10 protein-coding genes and 1 pseudogene are annotated in these 14,563 nt (G+C 71.6%); 3 read left to right on the top strand and 8 right to left on the bottom strand.

Going from position 1 to position 14,563, the window contains the following annotated elements; all coding sequences use genetic code 11:
* Positions 1-73 precede the first annotated feature (73 nt).
* Together ACIQ7M_RS02520 and ACIQ7M_RS02515 are read right to left on the bottom strand one after the other, a co-directional pair.
* Entirely contained in the window at positions 74-1,714 is a 1,641-nt protein-coding gene (locus tag ACIQ7M_RS02520) for an ABC-F family ATP-binding cassette domain-containing protein (RefSeq protein ID WP_403638890.1), read from the bottom strand.
* Between the two features lie 117 nt (positions 1,715-1,831).
* Positions 1,832-2,290, bottom strand: a pseudogene (locus tag ACIQ7M_RS02515) (oxidoreductase); the annotation flags it as partial.
* Between the two features lie 67 nt (positions 2,291-2,357).
* On the opposite strand from ACIQ7M_RS02515, the gene ACIQ7M_RS02510 reads away from it, so the two are divergent.
* A complete protein-coding gene (locus ACIQ7M_RS02510) occupies positions 2,358-3,320 on the top strand; it encodes an FAD-dependent oxidoreductase (RefSeq protein WP_403638889.1) in 963 nt (320 codons plus the stop codon).
* Positions 3,321-3,497: 177 nt separating this feature from the next.
* Here the strand turns inward: ACIQ7M_RS02510 and ACIQ7M_RS02505 are convergent, their stop codons facing one another.
* Positions 3,498-5,456 (bottom strand): Xaa-Pro dipeptidyl-peptidase, encoded by a 1,959-nt coding sequence (locus ACIQ7M_RS02505; RefSeq protein ID WP_403638887.1) that lies wholly within the window; start codon positions 5,454-5,456, stop codon positions 3,498-3,500.
* Positions 5,457-5,638: 182 nt separating this feature from the next.
* Here ACIQ7M_RS02505 and ACIQ7M_RS02500 point away from each other — a divergent pair, with 182 nt between their 5' ends.
* On the top strand, positions 5,639-7,138 hold the full coding sequence (locus ACIQ7M_RS02500; RefSeq protein ID WP_403638885.1) for a M1 family metallopeptidase: 1,500 nt from the start codon (positions 5,639-5,641) through the stop codon (positions 7,136-7,138).
* Between the two features lie 152 nt (positions 7,139-7,290).
* On the opposite strand, the gene ACIQ7M_RS02495 is transcribed toward ACIQ7M_RS02500, so the two are convergent.
* Positions 7,291-8,214, bottom strand: a complete 924-nt coding sequence (locus ACIQ7M_RS02495) for an adenosine kinase (protein ID WP_403638883.1) — start codon at positions 8,212-8,214, stop codon at positions 7,291-7,293.
* A gap of 201 nt (positions 8,215-8,415) precedes the next feature.
* Positions 8,416-8,895: a macro domain-containing protein gene (locus ACIQ7M_RS02490; protein ID WP_403638881.1), complete on the bottom strand. Its 480-nt coding sequence runs from the start codon at positions 8,893-8,895 to the stop codon at positions 8,416-8,418.
* Positions 8,896-9,039: 144 nt separating this feature from the next.
* Here ACIQ7M_RS02490 and ACIQ7M_RS02485 point away from each other — a divergent pair, with 144 nt between their 5' ends.
* On the top strand, positions 9,040-9,738 hold the full coding sequence (locus ACIQ7M_RS02485; protein WP_403638879.1) for a MerR family transcriptional regulator: 699 nt from the start codon (positions 9,040-9,042) through the stop codon (positions 9,736-9,738).
* A 186-nt stretch (positions 9,739-9,924) separates the two neighbouring features.
* On the opposite strand, the gene ACIQ7M_RS02480 is transcribed toward ACIQ7M_RS02485, so the two are convergent.
* Genes ACIQ7M_RS02480 through ACIQ7M_RS02470 form a run of 3 tightly spaced genes read right to left on the bottom strand, consistent with a single transcriptional unit; the run spans position 9,925 to position 14,535 of the window.
* Positions 9,925-12,117 carry a 3-hydroxyacyl-CoA dehydrogenase NAD-binding domain-containing protein gene (locus tag ACIQ7M_RS02480; RefSeq protein WP_403638877.1) on the bottom strand — a complete coding sequence of 731 codons (2,193 nt, stop codon included), beginning with the start codon at positions 12,115-12,117 and terminating at the stop codon, positions 9,925-9,927.
* A 38-nt stretch (positions 12,118-12,155) separates the two neighbouring features.
* Positions 12,156-13,370 (bottom strand): acetyl-CoA C-acetyltransferase, encoded by a 1,215-nt coding sequence (locus tag ACIQ7M_RS02475; protein ID WP_355770484.1) that lies wholly within the window; start codon positions 13,368-13,370, stop codon positions 12,156-12,158.
* Between the two features lie 22 nt (positions 13,371-13,392).
* On the bottom strand, positions 13,393-14,535 hold the full coding sequence (locus ACIQ7M_RS02470) for an acyl-CoA dehydrogenase family protein (protein WP_403638874.1): 1,143 nt from the start codon (positions 14,533-14,535) through the stop codon (positions 13,393-13,395).
* Positions 14,536-14,563: the final 28 nt, after the last annotated feature.

Raw genomic sequence — 14,563 nt, 5'->3', positions numbered from 1 at the left:
CGGCAGCCGCCCCTTCCACTTGCTTCCGCTTCCTTCCGCCGGGGAACCCGGCACGGCCCAGGGGCCGGGAGGCTCAGCGTTCTGTCACCTTGCCGGCCGCCACCTCCAGGCGGCGGGTCGTGTGGACCGCGTCCAGCATGCGGCGGTCGTGGGTGACCAGCAGGAGCGTGCCCTCGTAGGAGTCCAGGGCCGATTCGAGCTGCTCGATGGCCGGCAGGTCGAGGTGGTTCGTCGGCTCGTCCAGGACCAGCAGGTTGACGCCCCGGCCCTGGAGGAGGGCCAGCGCGGAGCGGGTGCGCTCGCCCGGCGAGAGCGTGGCCGCCGGGCGCAGGACGTGGTCCGCCTTCAGGCCGAACTTGGCCAGCAGCGTGCGGACCTCGGCGGGCTCCGTGTCCGGGACGGCCGCGCAGAACGCGTCCAGCAGCGACTCGGCGCCGAGGAAGAGCTTGCGGGCCTGGTCCACCTCGCCGACGATCACACCCGAGCCGAGCGTGGCGTGTCCGGAGGACAGCGGCACCCGGCCGAGCAGCGCGCCCAGCAGGGTGGACTTGCCCGCGCCGTTCGCGCCGGTGACGGCCACCCGGTCCGCCCAGTCGATCTGGAGGGTCGCCGGGCCGAAGGTGAAGTCCCCGCGCCGTACCTCGGCGTCGCGCAGCGTGGCGACCACCGCGCCCGACCGCGGGGCCGCCGCGATCTCCATGCGCAGCTCCCACTCCTTGCGGGGCTCGTCGACGACGTCCAGGCGCTCGATCATGCGCTGTGTCTGCCGGGCCTTCGCGGCCTGCTTCTCGCTGGCCTCGCTGCGGAACTTGCGGCCGATCTTGTCGTTGTCGTTGTTCGCCTTGCGCCGGGCGTTCTTGACGCCCTTGTCCATCCAGCCCCGTTGCATCTGGGCGCGGCCTTCGAGGGCGGAACGCTTGTCGGCGTACTCCTCGAAGTCCTCGCGCGCGTGCCGGCGGGCGGTGTCGCGCTCTTCGAGATACGCCTCGTAGCCGCCGCCGTACAGCGTGATCTGCTGCTGTGCCAGGTCGAGTTCGAGGACCTTGGTGACCGTGCGGGTGAGGAACTCGCGGTCGTGGCTGACGACGACGGTCCCGGCGCGCAGACCGGAGACGAAGCGCTCGAGGCGCTCCAGACCGTCCAGGTCGAGGTCGTTGGTGGGCTCGTCGAGCAGGAACACGTCGTAGCGGGAGAGCAGGAGGGAGGCGAGTCCGGCCCGGGCCGCCTGACCGCCGGACAGGGACGTCATCGGCTGGTCGAGACCGACGCCGAGCCCCAGGGAGTCGGCGACTTCCTCGGCACGTTCGTCCAGGTCGGCGCCGCCGAGGTCGAGCCAGCGCTCCAGGCTGTCCGCGTACGCGTCGTCCGCACCCGGCGCCCCGTCCACGAGCGCCTGCGTCGCCGCGTCCATCACCCGCTGGGCTTCGTCGACACCCGTCCGGCGGGCGAGGAAGTCCCGAACGGTCTCGCCCTCCCGGCGCTCCGGTTCCTGGGGCAGGTGCCCCACGGTCGCGGAGGGCGGGGAGAGCCGCAGCTCGCCCTGTTCCGGGGTGAGGAGACCGGCGAGCAGCCGCAGCAGCGTGGACTTGCCCGCGCCGTTGGCGCCGACGAGCCCGATCACATCGCCGGGCGCGACGACGAGGTCGAGTCCGGCGAAGAGCGCGCGGTCGCCGTGTCCGGCGGTGAGATTCTTGGCGACGAGAGTGGCAGTCATCAGGGAGCCGATTTTAACGGCCCGCCGCGGCCCTCCTCACCGCCGTTCCGGGCCCTGGTGGCTCACCGGTACCACCAGCGCGTTCCCCGACGTCCGGGCCATGATGAACGGCTCGCCCAGGGAGCGCAGCGCGCCGCGGTACTCGGGGCCGTGGAAGCGGAAGGGCCCGACGCCGTGGTAGCCGTTGCGTTCCAGGTCGGCCCGTTCGCCGGTCTGCCAGGCGAAGTCCCGCCAGACGTAGTCGTCGCCGGCCCTCTCGATGACCGCGGTGACGGCACCGCATTCGACGCTCTCGCACTCGGGACAGCCGTAGATGACGTGCCTGCCCCCGGCGAGCGGAGCCTGAGCCTCCAGGAGGAGGCCGCGCACCTGGGCGGTGAAGATCGCGGGCGGTACGTCGGAGGCGAGCGGGGAGACCGCGTCGAGGCCGGAGAGCCGGTCCAGCAGCGGGTGTCCGTCCACGACGAAGTCGACGGCGTCCCGGTGTGCCCGGTGTGCTCGGTGGTCACCGCCCGCGAGGGCTCCACCGGCACGCGTCGCCGGGGCCAGGCCGAAGGTGGCGTACTCGGAGGACATGCTGTGAGTATCCCCGGGCGGAGCGTGACGAGACCTCTGTCCTGGCATGTTCCGCTAACGTCCCCGCATGGAGAAGCCCGGGAGCGGTGAGGTGATCGTGGTCGGCGGCGGGGTCGTCGGCCTGACGACGGCCGTGGTGCTGGCCGAGGCCGGCAGGCGGGTCCGGGTGTGGGCGCGGGAGCCCGCCGAGCGGACCACCTCGGCTGTCGCGGGGGCGTTGTGGTGGCCGTACCGCATCGCACCGACGGAACTGGCCCGCACCTGGGCCCTTGAATCACTCTCCGTGTACGAAGGGTTGGCGGCGCGGCCCGACGTGAGTGGCGTACGCCTGGTCGAGGGGGTCATGGGCGAGACGCGGCTGGACGAGCTGGGGTCGTGGGCGGCCCGCGTACCCGGACTGCGCGCGGCGACGGCCGAGGAGTACCCGGGCACCGCGCTGCGGGCACGGCTGCCGCTGCTCGACATGCCCGTGCATCTGCGGCATCTGCGGGAGCGGTTGCTGCGGGCGGGCGGGACGGTCGAGGAACGGACGGTGTCGGATCTCGCGGAGCCGGACGCGCCGGTGGTCGTGAACTGCTCGGGCCTCGGCGCCCGTGATCTCGTCCCGGATCCGGCCGTCCGGCCCGTGCGCGGGCAGCTCGTGATCGTCGAGAATCCCGGGATCCGTGAGTGGCTCGTCTCGACGGACCCGGCGGCCGGGACGACGACGTACGTCTTCCCGCAGCCGGACCGGGTGATCCTCGGCGGCACCACGGACGAGGACGACTGGTCGCTGGTCCCGGACCCTGGGGCGGCGGCGCGGATCGTCGAGCGGTGCGCGGCGCTGCGCCCCGAGATCGCCGGAGCCCGTGTGCTCGGTCACCGGGTGGGGCTGCGGCCGGTGCGCGAGACGGTGCGGCTGGAACGCGAGGTGCGGCCGGACGGACGCGTGCTGGTGCACAACTACGGGCACGGGGGCGCCGGGGTCACGGTGGCGTGGGGATGCGCGCGTGAGGCGGCCGGACTCGTCGGTCCGGCCGCCTCCGGCTGACCTGCGGCCACGGCGGGCCGGAGGGCGGCGGGTCTGCGAGCCGTCGGGGTCGGCAGCCCCACCGGTCAGCGGATCGGCGGCCCCGTGGGGCAGCGGGTCGACCGGCCCGAGGGCCTGCGGGCCGGCCGGCCCGCAGGTCAGCGGGTCAGCCGGCCCGAAGTGCGGCAGGTCGGCGGGTCAGTCGGCCTCCCCCGGGACGCGGAGCGCGGTGTGCGGGGCGCGTACGCCGTCGAGGACGGACGCGGAAGGTGCCGCCGTGGAGCCCTTCGTCGCCCGCTCGAACGCGTCCGCGCCGCCCACCAGGGGCACCCGGGCCGAGGTACGGGACAGGTCGAGCGTCAGGGTCGGCGTTCCGGCCGGAGGGTCGATCAGATCCTTGTCGGTGCCCGCGACGATCAGCGCGAGCCGGTGCCCCTTCGGGACCACGTGGTCCGTGGCCGCCAGGTCCAGCGTGATGGTGTACGCCTTCCCCGGGGTGAGCGGAACGCCTCGGTCCGAGGCGTGGTTGCCGAGGTCGGCCCAGCCGCGGCTGACGACGGTGTAGTCGACGTCGGTCGTGGCCGCCCGGGTCACCTTGAAGCAGGAGCTGTCGCCGGCCGTGCTCGCTCCCCAGCAGGTGCGGTCGGTGAGGGTCGTGATGCCCTCGCCGGAGCCGGCGTAGTCACGGACGGTGTCCGGGCCGAGGTCGACGAGGACCGCCGAGAGATGCGCCGTCGAGGTGGTGGGTGTGGCGGTGACGGTCACCTTGGAGGAGCCGGAGAGCCGCAGGTCGCGGGTGAGCGGCCGGGTGGTGAAGCCGGCCTTGTCGGCGGTCGGCCGGTCGATGTTCGCGGCCCAGTCGGTCTCGCTCTCCTGCGGGTCGTCGGTGAACGTCTCGGTGCCGGACGCGCGGCCGAGACCGAGCGTTCCGACGCCCGGCCGCGTGCCCGTGCCCGGTCGCAGGGTCGTGGCGGCCGTGGCGCGGGGCGGCCACACCGCGGAGGTCGTCCACTGGTCGGGGTGGCGTTCGACGTCGGCCATCGGCTCGTGGTCGATGCCGTTGTCGTAGCCGAGGAGTTCGTGGTCGAACCAGCGGTGCAGGGTGTCGACCCAGGCGCCGCGGCGGAAGTCGAAGGGGTCGACGTGGCCGGTCTGGGAGAGCCAGATCTTGCGGTCGACACCGTTCTTGGCGAGGGCGTCCCACCACTGGCCGAAGTTCTTGGTGCGGACGTTGAGGTCCTGCATGCCGTGGACGAGGAAGACGCTGGCCTTCACCTTCGCGGCGTCCTTGACGTAGTCGCGCTCGCTCCACAGCGGCGTCCAGTCGCCCGTGCGTGGGGCGCCGTCGACCAGCTTCCGCTGCACCGCCGCGCACTTGGCGCGGGCGTCGGGGCTGTCGACGTAGCCGGACAGCCAGTCGGGGCCGGAGTCGTAGAGGGGCGCGCCCTTGGCGAAGTAGTAGTCGTACCAGGAGGAGATGGCGCTGATCGGCACGATGGTCTTCAGGCCCTTCACGCCGGTGGCGGCGACGCCGTTGGCGATGGTGCCGTCCCAGCTCTTTCCGATCATCCCGGTCCTGCCGTTGGTCCAGGTGGCACTGGCCCTGGTGGTGCCGGCGCGGGTGGTGTAGCCCCTGGCGCGGCCGTTCAGCCAGTCGATCACCGCCTTGGCCGACCGGATGTCGGAGCGGCCGCCGACATCGACGCAGCCGTCGGAGCGGTCGGTGCCGGCGAGGTCGACGCCGACGAAGGCGTAGCCGCGCGGGACGAAGTAATTGTCGTAGAACAGCGGCATCTGGACGACGTCGCCGTTCGCGTCGTACGTCTTCTTCTGGCTCTCGTTGCCGCGCCCGCAGCAGGAGTAGTACGGGCTGGCGTCCATGATCACGGGGATCCTGCGTCCCTGGCGGGCGAGTTCGCGCGGCCGGACGATGTCGACGGCGACGCGGTCGTGCCGTCCGTCGTTGTCGCCGTCGAGGCCGGTGTCGACCCAGACGGACTCGCGGATCGCGTTCTCGTACGAGTAGACCGGCGTGCTCTGTCTCGGGGCGCCGTGTGCGGCGGCCGGGACGAGTAAGGCGGCCATCAGGGCGGCCACGGCCGCCGTCGCGAGCGATCTCCAGGTCATGAAGCGCGTTCGGCTCACTGGTATCGGCATGCGCGGAAGGTACCCCGGTCAACTCCCGCGCGACAGAGGGTCGGTGACAGGCCCCTGGGGCCGGATGGCTCATGTCGGCCGAATGGCGATCGTGTGACAGGGGTGGCCGTGGACATGACTGGTGCCCCAGGGACTGAATAGGCTCCGGACGGACTTCACGCCCCGACGACTTGGAGCTTGACGTGCACCGCAGACTCATCGCCCCGGGCGCCTTAGCCGCCTCCCTGCTGCTGGCGATCCCGGCATCGGCGGCAAGCTACACCCCGGGAGCACCGGGCATCGGCGACCCCTACTACCCGGCCTACGGCAACGGCGGATACGACGTCTCGCACTACGACCTGAGGCTCACGTACCAGCCGACGACGGACGAACTGGAGGGCACGGCCACCCTCCTGGCGACCACCACGCAGGACCTGTCCCGGTTCGATCTGGACTTTCTGCTCGACGTGAGCGAGGTCCGGGTCAATGGCGCGAAGGCGTCGTTCGCCCGGTCGGGCGAGCACGAGCTGGAGGTCACGCCGGCCAAGCCGCTCGCCAAGGGGACGTCGGTCACCGTCGTCGTCCGCTACAGCGGAGTGCCGTCGACGAAGAGCGCGTACGGCTTCTCGACCTGGCACCGCACCCCGGACGGGGCGGTCGCCGCGGACGAGCCCGAGTCGGCCTGGTGGTGGTACCCGAGCAACGACCACCCGCTCGACAAGGCGACCTACGACGTGTCCGTGGCCGTCCCGGACGGCACCCAGGCGATCTCCAACGGCACGCTCCAGTCCACGAGTTCGCGGCTCGGCTGGACGCGTTACAACTGGCGGTCCAACAAGCCGCAGGCCACGTATCTGACCACGCTCGCGGTCGGGAAGTTCGACATCACGACCGGCGTCTCCGAGGGCGGCGTCCCGGTCGTCAACGCCTACAGCAAGGACCTCGGCGACAACGACGGGGCGGCGCGCGCCAGTGTCGAGCGCACGGGCGAGCTGGTCGACTGGCTGAGCGGCTACTTCGGGTCGTATCCCTTCAGCAGTGCCGGCGGATACGTCCCCAACACCACCACCGGGTACGCGCTGGAGACCCAGACCCGGGTGTACTACAGCCCGCGCCAGTTCGCGAACGGCTCCAACACCTCCGTCGTCGTGCACGAGTTGGCGCACCAGTGGTTCGGCGACGACGTGTCGCTGAAGGGCTGGAAGGACATCTGGATCAACGAGGGCTTCGCACGCTACGCGCAGTGGTTGTGGTCGGAGCACGAGGGCGAGGGCACGGCGCAGGAGCTCGCGGACTACGTGTACGCCTCGCATCCGGCGGACGACGCCTTCTGGACGGTGGCGCCAGGAGACCCCGGGCCCGACAACCAGTTCGACATCGCGGTCTACGACCGGGGCGCGCTGGCCGTGCAGGCGCTGCGCAACGAGGTCGGGGACGACTCCTTCTTCGCCATTCTGAAGGGGTGGCCGAAGGATCACGCGTACGGGAACGCGTCGGTCGCCGACTTCCAGAAGTACGCGGAGCGGGTGTCCGGCCGGTCGCTCGCCGCGTTCTTCGACACCTGGATGTTCCAGCCGTCGAAGCCGGCTGCCCCCGCGGCGCGTGACGCGGGGCTCGCCCCCGCTCCGGCCGCGAAGGGTGCCGCGGCCCGGCCGAAGTCGTGGAAGAAGATCGCCGCCACGGACTCGGTCCACTCCGGCTGAGGCCCGGACCGCCCGCCCCGGCCGGGGCGGGCGGTTCCCGCGGTGAGCGGGCCGTGCCGCGCGGCGGCGGATGCCGCGGACACGCGGTGGTTCGGCGGGGACCCCTGTGGCACGCGGCGGTTGGTCGGCCGGCACCTGTGTCACGCGCAGGCTCAGCGGGTGGCGGCCCGCACCTCCGACTCGGCCACCTGGGCGAGGAGTTCCGCGCGGGTGATGGCGTCGGCCCGGATCGCGGGCACGGTGCACGCGTAGGCGCCGGCGACCGCGCCGTACAGGGCGCAGCGCCCGACCGGTTCGCCGGTCAGACGGCCGAAGAGGAAGCCCGCGGCGAAGGAGTCCCCCGCGCCGTTCGAGTCGACGACCGGTGTGCGGGGCGGGATCGCGGGGATGTGGGTCATCTCGCCGTCGGCCAGTACGTACGCGCCCTCGGCGCCGGCCGTGGCGACGACGACCTCGGCGCGGCCGCGCTCCATGATCTTCCGCATGGTGCGCTCGTGGTCGGCGAGGGCGGTGGTGGAGACGAACACGACGTCCGCGGTGTAGGCGAAGGCCTCGTGGTACGGATTCTCGCCGTCCCAGTTGTGCAGATCGGTCGAGATGGTCACCCCGGCCTCCCGGAGGACCGGCAGGGCGAAGGCGCAGGGGTGGGTGATGGACACATGGGCGTGCCGGCTCGACGCGGCCAGGTCCCGCACCGTGTTCTCGGGCAGCCGGTCCCCTTCGCTCGCCCGGCTGTCGTCGTACAGGGACAGCCTGCGCCCGTCGGGGCCGACGAGGTTGACCGCGCGCTTGGTGCCCGCGGGCTGGGGGACCTCGGTGAGCGGGATGCCCCGGTCGCGGTGCAGGGCTCGCACGAGGTCGCCCTCGGGGTCGTCGCCGAGCATGTCGAGGTGGTGCGTGCGCAGGCCGAGGGTGTGCAGTCCCAGCGCGACGAAGTCACCGGTCTGGCCGGCCCGCGTCTCGATGCCTGGGCGGATCATGTAGCTGTCGGCGTAGGGCAACGGCAGTTCGGGGACGTGGACGATCGTGTCCACACCCGCTCCGCCCAGGACGAGGACGTCGATGTCGCGGCTCATGACACTCCCTTTCGGACGCGAGCAGCGAGTCAACCAGGCCCCCGACGATCACCGCAAGGAATTGCAGAAACTTCCACAAGCCCCTCCGCGCACTCCTCCCGAGACCTGCTTCCGCACTCACCGGCTCACTTGCCCGGAGCGACGACGCCGCCCGTCACCCCAGGCGCCCCGGTACCCCCGCCCCGGCACCCCCGGCGCCGGTCAGCCGCCGTGGTCGTACACCGTCACCGCCAGTCCGCGACGCACCAGCCGCTCGGTGACGAGGGGTTCCACCCGCGCCCAGGAGCCACCGGCCAGACCGCACCCGATGCGCGGCATGTGCACGGAGGCCCCGAGCTCGACCGCCCTGTCGGCCAGCAGCGCGAGGGAGGCGTCGATGGCCTCGTAGCGCACGGGCACACCCTTGCTGCCGGTGCGTATCCCCCGCTGGCCCACCAGGTTCGCCACCCACACATACGGTTCGACCTGGACGAACTGGGCCGCGCCCAGGCCGAAGTCGTTGCCGGCGCGGCCGCGGTGCCAGGCGCGGTAGGCGGCCTCGGGCTCCGGCCAGCGGCGGGAGAGCGCCAGCACGAAGCCCTTCCCCCAGCCCCCGATGTCGTTGCACACGTGGGCGATCACTTTGACGCCCTTGACCGAGGGAGCGGTGGCGTCACCGCGTACGTATCCGATCTCCGCCATACCACCACCGTAGAGGCCGCCACTGACAACGGAGTCGGTGGACGGGTGCTTTCACAACACTGGTGAGACAGCAATACTGTTGCACCGCGCCGTCACCCCTCACCCCGGACGCGCGCCGCACGACGGGAGAGGCGAGGACCTGGCATGACGACGGACACCGAGGAGCCGAGACTCACGGTCGACGAACTGGCCGCGCGTGCGGGCGTCACGGTTCGCACGGTCCGCTTCTACAGCGCCAGGGGCCTGCTGCCGCCGCCCGTGATCGGTCCCCGCCGGGTGGGCCACTACAGCCAGGAGCATCTGGCCCGGCTCGCGCTCATCGAGGAGTTGCAGCACCAGGGCATGACGCTGGCCGCGATCGAGCGCCACCTGACGCGGTTGCCGCCCGGTCTGAGCGCGCACGACCTCGCCATCCACCGTGCCGTGGTGGCCTCCTGGGCGCCCGACGCGCTGGAGGACGTGTCCCGGGTGGAACTGGAACGGCGGGCCGGGCGGCCGCTCGGTGACGGGGACCTGGAGCGGCTCGCCGCGATGGGCGTCGTCGAAGGGACGGGGGACCCGGTCCGGCTGGACCCCGGGCTGCTGAAGCTCGGCCTGGAGCTCCTGGACGTACCGATCGCGGACGAGACGATCCTCGCCGCGCGGACCGTCCTGCTGGACCACTCGCGCGCCGCGGCCCACGAGCTGTCCGGCCTGCTGCGCCACGCCGTGGGCGACCAGGAGTCCGTGGCGGCCGTGAAGTCGCTGTCGGCGCACATGCAGCCGCTGGTCGTGCAGGCCCTGCTGACCGCGTTCCAGCGCTCGTTGAAGGACGAGCTGCGGGAATGGCTCAAGGAGTCCTGACGGCCGCCGTTCGACGGCGGGGGTGGGTCCCGGACACCCGTCGGTGTCCGGGACCCACCCCCGTGGAGCCAGGTCGTGTCCGCGACGTCTCACCTGCCCGGCGACGCCCGGCACGCCGAAGTCCCGCGCCTGCCGCCTGATCCGGTCCCGGATCAGGCGGCGAACCGCATCAGGCGGCGGACCGGATCAGGACGCGTCGGCGAACCGCTCGCCCTTCTCCGCCTTCTCGACGAGCAGCGCCGGCGGGAGGAACCGGTCGCCGTAGCGCTCGGCGAGTTCCCGCGCGCGGGCCACGAAGGCGGCCGGTCCCGTACCGGTCCCGCCCTCGTAGCCGTTGATGTACTGGAGGACGCCGCCGGTCCAGCCCGGGAAGCCGATCCCGAGGATGGAGCCGATGTTGGCGTCGGCGACGGAGGTCAGGCATCCCTCCTCCAGGAGCCGGACGGTGTCCAGCGCCTCGGAGAAGAGCATGCGCTCCTTCATGTCCTCGAACGGGATCTCGTACCCCGGCTTGGTGAAGTGCTCGCGCAGACCGGGCCAGAGAAGACCGCGCGCGCCGTCCTCGCCGTACTCGTAGAAGCCCGCTCCCCCGCTGCGGCCGGGGCGCTCGAACTCGTCCACCATGCGGTCGATGACGGCCTCGGCCGGGTGGGTCTCCCAGGTGCCGCCCGCCTCCTCGACGGCCTGCTTCGACTCCTTGCGGATCTTGCGCGGCAGGGTGAGCGTCAGCTCGTCCATCAGCGAGAGGACCTTGGCCGGGTAGCCGGCCTGGGCGGCGGCCTGCTCGACGGAGGCGGGCTCGATGCCCTCGCCGACCATCGCCACGCCCTCGTTGATGAAGTGCCCGATGACCCGCGAGGTGAAGAAGCCCCGCGAGTCGTTGACGACGATCGGGGTCTTCTTGATCTGGCGGACCAGGTCGAAGGCGCGGGCCAGTGCCTCGTCGCCGGTGCGCTCGCCCTTGATGATCTCCACCAGCGGCATCTTGTCGACCGGGGAGAAGAAGTGCAGCCCGATGAAGTCCTCCTGCCGCTCCACGCCCTCGGCGAGCGCGGTGATGGGCAGGGTGGAGGTGTTGGAGCAGAGCAGCGCGTCGGGCTCGACGATGTTCTGGATCTCCTGGAACACCTTGTGCTTGAGCGCGGTGTCCTCGAAGACCGCCTCGATGACCGCGTCGCAGCCCGCGAGGTCGTTCGGGTCGGCGGTGGGCGTGATGCGGGCGAGCAGCGCGTCGGCCTTCTCCTGGGTCGTACGCCCCCGCGAGACCGCCTTGGCGCAGAGCTTCTCGGAGTACGCCTTGCCCTTGTCCGCCGCGTCGGCCGAGACGTCCTTGAGGACGACGTCCATGCCCGCGAGCGCGCACGAGTAGGCGATGCCCGCGCCCATCATCCCGGCGCCGAGGACGGCGACCCTGCGGACCGGGCGCGGCTCGATGCCCTTGGGGCGGTTGGCGCCGGAGTTGACGGCCTGGAGGTCGAAGAAGAAGGCCTGGATCATGTTCTTCGAGGTCTGGCCGGCGGCCAGCTCGACGAAGTAGCGGGCCTCGATGACCTGGGCGGTCTCGAAGTCGACCTGGGAGCCCTCGACGGCGGCCGCGAGGATGTTGCGCGGCGCCGGGTAGGGGGCGCCGCCCGTCTGCTTGCGCAGGCTGGCCGGGAAGGCGGGCAGGTTGGCCGCGAACTTGGGGTTGGACGGGGTGCCGCCGGGGATGCGGTAGCCGGGCTTGTCCCAGGGCTGCTGCGACTCGGGGTTGGCGTCGATGAACGCGCGGGCCTTGGCGAGCAGTTCCTCGGGGGTGGCGGCCACCTCGTGGACGAGACCGTTGTCCCGGGCGCGCGTCGCGTTGTACTGCGTGCCCTGGAGGAGGACCTTCAGCAGGGCGTCGGCGATGCCCAGCAGGCGCACGGTGCGGACGACTCCGCCGCCTCCGGGGAGCAGACCGAGGGTGACCTCGGGGCAGCCGATCTTGGTGCCGGAGGTGTCGAGGGCGACCCGGTGGTGGCAGGCGAGGGCGAGCTCGAAGCCGCCGCCCAGGGCCGCGCCGTTGATCGCGGCGACGACCGGCTTGCCCAGGGTCTCGATGCGGCGCAGGTTCCGCTTGATCGCGAGGCCGCCGTCGAAGAGGTCCTGGGCGGTCTCGGGGGTGACCCGGATGAGGTCGCGCAGGTCGCCGCCCGCGAAGAAGGTCTTCTTGGCGGAGGTGAGGATGACGCCGCGGATCGAGTCCTTCTCCGCCTCCAGGCGGTCGGTGACCGCGGCGAGGGAGGCGCGGAACGCCGCGTTCATGGTGTTGGCGGACTGGTCGGGGTCGTCGAGGACGAGGGTGACGACGCCGGTCTCGTCCTGTTCCCAGCGGATGGTGGTGGGCTCAGTGCTCATCAGGGGATGCTCCGTAGATCCTTGATCCGTTGGAAAGGTCAGACGCGTTCGACGATCGTGGCGATGCCCATGCCGCCGCCCACGCACAGGGTGGCGAGGCCGTAGCGCTTGTCCTGGCGCTCCAGTTCGTCGACGAGGGTGCCGAGGATCATCGCGCCGGTGGCGCCGAGGGGGTGGCCGAGCGCGATGGCGCCGCCGTTGACGTTGACCTTGTCCAGCGACAGGCCCATGTCCTTCACGAAGCGCAGGACGACGGCCGCGAAGGCCTCGTTGATCTCGACGAGGTCGATGTCGTCGATGGTCAGGCCGGCCTTGGCGAGCGCCTTGCGGGCCGCGGGCGCGGGACCGGTGAGCATGATGGTCGGCTCGGAGCCGGACACGGCGGCGGCGACGATCCGCGCGCGCGGGGTCAGGCCGTAGCGCTCGCCGACCTCCTTCGAGCCGATGGCGACCAGTGAGGCGCCGTCCACGATGCCGGAGGAGTTGCCCGCGTGGTGGACGTGGTCGATCTTCTCGACCCAGTGGTACTTCTGGAGCGCGACCGCGTCGAAGCCGCCCAGTTCGCCGATGTCCGCGAACGACGGCTTGAGCTTCGCCAGCGAGTCGGCGGTGGTGCCGGGGCGCAGGAACTCGTCGTGGTCGAGGACGGTGAGACCGGCGCGGTCCTTGACCGGGACGACGGACCGCTCGAAGCGGCCGTCCTTCACGGCGGTCGCCGCGCGCTCCTGGGAGAGGGCCGCGTACTCGTCGACGTCGCGGCGGGAGAAGCCCTCGATGGTGGCGATGAGGTCGGCGCCGATGCCCTGCGGCACGAAGTTCGTGGCCAGGTTGGTCATCGGGTCGGCGAACCAGGCGCCGCCGTCCGAGGCCATCGGCACCCGCGACATCGACTCGACGCCGCCCGCGAGGACGAGGTCCTCCCAGCCCGAACGGACCTTCATCGCGGCCATGTTGACGGCTTCGAGGCCCGAGGCGCAGAAGCGGTTCTCCTGGACGCCGGCCACCGTGTCGGGCAGTCCGGCGGCGATGGCCGCGATCCGGGCGATGTCGGAGCCCTGGTCGCCGACCGGGCCGACGACACCGAGCACGATGTCGTCGACGGCGGCCGGGTCGAGGCCGGGGAAGCGGCGCCGCACCTCGTGGATGAGCCCGACGACGAGGTCGATGGGCTTCGTTCCGTGCAGGGAGCCGTTCTGCTTGCCACGACCGCGCGGGGTGCGGATCGCGTCGTACACGTACGCTTCGGTGCTCACTGGTAAGCCTTTCGAGGAGGGTTTAGCCGAGCAGGGAGCGGCCGATGATCTCCTTCATGATCTCGGTCGTCCCGCCGTAGATGGTCTGGATGCGTCCGTCGGTGAAGGCCCGTGCGACCCGGTACTCCGTCATATAGCCGTATCCGCCGTGCAGTTGAAGGCACCGGTCGGCCACGCGCTTCTGCAGTTCGGTCGCCCACCACTTGGCCATCGAGGCGTGCACCGCGTCGAGTTCGCCGTCCGAGTGGTCCACGATGCAGCGGTCGAGGAAGGTGCGGGTGACGGCGCACTCGGTGGCCATCTCGGCTATCTCGAAGCGGATGTGCTGGAGCTTCGCGAGCGGCCGTCCGAACGCCTCGCGCTCCTTCACGTACTCGGTGGTGATCTCCAGCAGGTGCTCCGCCCCGGCGATGGCGGCGACGGCGATGCCCATGCGCTCCTGCGCGAGGTTCGTCATCAGGTGGACGAACGCGCCGTTCGGCTCGCCGAGCAGGTTCTCCTTGGGCACGCGGACGTCGTTGAAGAACAACTCCGCGGTGTCCTGCGACTTCTGGCCGATCTTGTCGAGGTTGCGGCCGCGCTCGAAGCCCTCCATGCCCCGCTCGACGACGAGCAGCGACAGTCCGCGCGCCCCGCCCTCGGGAGTGGTCTTGGCGACCACGATCACCAGGTCGGCCAGGATGCCGTTGGAGATGAAGGTCTTGGAGCCGTTGAGCAGGAAGTGGTCGCCCTTGTCCTCGGCGTGCGTCGTGATGCCCTGGAGGTCGGAGCCGGCGCCGGGTTCGGTCATCGCGATCGCCGTGATGATCGAGCCGTCGCAGAAACCGGGCAGCCAGCGCCGCTTCTGCTCCTCGGTGGCGAGGCCGGTCAGATACGGGCCGATGATGTCGTTGTGCAGCCCGAGGGCCAGACCGGCCGCTCCCGCGCGCGTGAACTCCTCGGCGAGCACGGCGCTGTAGCGGAAGTCGGTGGTGCCGCCGCCTCCGTACTCCTCGGGCACGGCGAGTCCGAGCAGTCCCTGCTTCCCGGCCGCCCGCCAGGCCTCGCGGGAGACGATGCCGTCCTTCTCCCACTGCTCGTAGTGGGGCAGCACCTCCTTGGCGAGGAAGGTGCGCACGGTCTCGCGGAACGCGTCGTGCTCGGCGGTGAAGATCTGCCGCTTCATGCGGGAAGCGCCTTCCTGGAGTGTGTAC

This window comes from Streptomyces sp. NPDC096324 (assembly GCF_044763015.1).
Lineage (GTDB): Bacteria > Actinomycetota > Actinomycetes > Streptomycetales > Streptomycetaceae > Streptomyces.
Note: the sequence above shows the minus strand (reverse complement) of the source record. Positions and strands in the feature narration are given on the sequence as shown.